At 40.6% G+C, this 1952-nt stretch carries 1 protein-coding gene; it reads left to right on the top strand.

Annotated elements, in window-relative coordinates:
• The first annotated feature begins 110 nt into the window (after positions 1 to 110).
• The gene (locus tag KGI01_RS13595; protein ID WP_141275127.1) at positions 111 to 1475 is read left to right on the top strand and encodes an Ig-like domain-containing protein; all 1365 of its coding nucleotides are present in this window, start codon (positions 111 to 113) and stop codon (positions 1473 to 1475) included.
• The last annotated feature ends 477 nt before the right edge of the window (positions 1476 to 1952 follow it).

The raw sequence follows: 1952 nt of genomic DNA, 5'->3' as shown, positions 1-1952 counted from the left end.
TTTCAGAAGCCAAGATTCCCTTTCGCACACGAATCAGTCTCTCACCATTGTCTATTCCCTCACTTAGTGAGATAATGATATGGAATAATTAGACATTAAAGGGGATTGACATGAAAAGATTATATATAGTAGGAATTCTTTTGTTGGCCGCCATCTTTTTTATACCGCAACAAGCTTCAGCTGCAACAACTCTTACATCGGGAAAGTGGGTAACCGGTGAAATTACCGATACAACCACAAAGCAAACATATCAATTTAAGTTGACGAAACCGAGTAAGGTGACGGTGGAAGTGAAGTCGTATATGAATGAATTGGAGGCATTCGTCTACAATTCGAAAGAGACAAATATGGTGAAGCCGATGCATTTCTTCGCGGCAGATCCAACAAATCCAATTACACAAAAAGAGACGGTCTATTTACAGGCGGGGACATACACAATTCATACGAATCGCGTAGCATTCTCTGGTCAGACGGGAAAATATCAAGTGAAAGCGACTTGGAAAACGAATGGTTCGAATGAGGTAGAGCCGAATGATGAGCCGAACCAAGCGCAACCAATCGAAGTAAACAAAACGAAGATTAAAGGACAACTCGGACTCGACGATTTGGCAGACTATTATATGGTGGAGGTAGACCGAGCGGGGAAATTAACAGTTCAAACAAAATCATACATGCCTTTTTTACAAGTTGAACTATACAATTTAGCACAAGTTCAAATGACGAAAGTGAATGATTTCCAACAAGCAACCAATACAAAAGCTGTAACAAGAAGCGGCTCTATGTACGTGGAAAAAGGACAGTATCTCATTAAAATATCAAATACAGGTGTCCTCGATAGTATGGGATTATACGAGATACAGACAAAATTTGTAGGGGCAAGTAATAATGAAAAAGAACCGAATAATAGCCCAGAAAAAGCGCAAACACTCAAGCCGAATGCTGCGCCAATTACAGGACTAATTAGTTTTGGTGATCGACTCGATTATTATAAATTGAATGTACCAAAGACAGCTGAAGTAAAGCTACAAGTAAAGTCGCATATGAAGTGGCTTGAGGTTTCGATTTATAACCAATCATTTAAAAGAATCGACACATATAGTTATTTCACAGGCGCGAGCGATCAATTACTCGTATCGAAAACATTAAAAAATAAATTGAAAACAGGCATCTATTATATCGGTGTGAAAGAATTGGGTTACTTTGGCACATATCAAATTAATGCGAGTATTCCAACCATTGTACCGAAAGCGCCAACTGTGAAAGCAGTGAAAAAAGGAGCGACGCGTGTCACGGGGACAACGTATAAAAAGAGCCAAGTGACTGTGAAAATTGGCAAGAAAGAATATAAGGGCAAGAGTAATTCAAAAGGTGCATTTAGTATTAAAGTGCCGAAGCAAAAAGCCAAACAGAACATTTATGTATCAGTCACAACAGATAATGGAACAAGCAGTTATAAAAAAGTACAAGTAAAATGAGTCGCATATGCGGCTTTTTTTATTTGGAGGTTTGTTTGTGCGAGTGACCCATTTTCGTCCTCGAATGACCCGTTTTGACGGGTGAATGACCCGAATCGATGGGTGAGTGACCCAAAGACTTCAACGAGTGACCCGTTTTGCCGGTCGAATGTTCGAATTCACCCAAACCTAGTCAAATGAAGTCCCTTTGAATTACTCAAAAGCCTTGAAGAAAGTACGGAAAGGGAGCAATTTAGTCTTTTGTGCGAGTGACCCATTTTCGCCCTCGAGTGACCCGTTTTGCCGGTCGAATGTTCGAATTCACCCAAACCTAGTCAAATGAAGTCCTTTTGAATTACTCAAAAGCCTTGAAGAAAGTGCGGAAAGGGAGCAATTTAGTCTTTTGTGCGAGTGACCCAATTTCGCCCTCGAATGACCCATTTTGCCGGGGGAATGTCCAAAACGAGGAGCGAGTGTCCCAAACACTTCAACGAGTGA

Origin of the sequence: Kurthia gibsonii (genome assembly GCF_006539985.1) — a bacterium.
GTDB lineage: Bacteria > Bacillota > Bacilli > Bacillales_A > Planococcaceae > Kurthia > Kurthia gibsonii.
This window is presented reverse-complemented; position numbering and strand designations above follow the sequence as displayed.

Coding starts and splice junctions, on each gene's coding strand:
- KGI01_RS13595 (WP_141275127.1), top strand. CDS start 111: ATGAAAAGATTATATATAGTAGGAATTCTTTTGTTGGCCGCCATCTTT.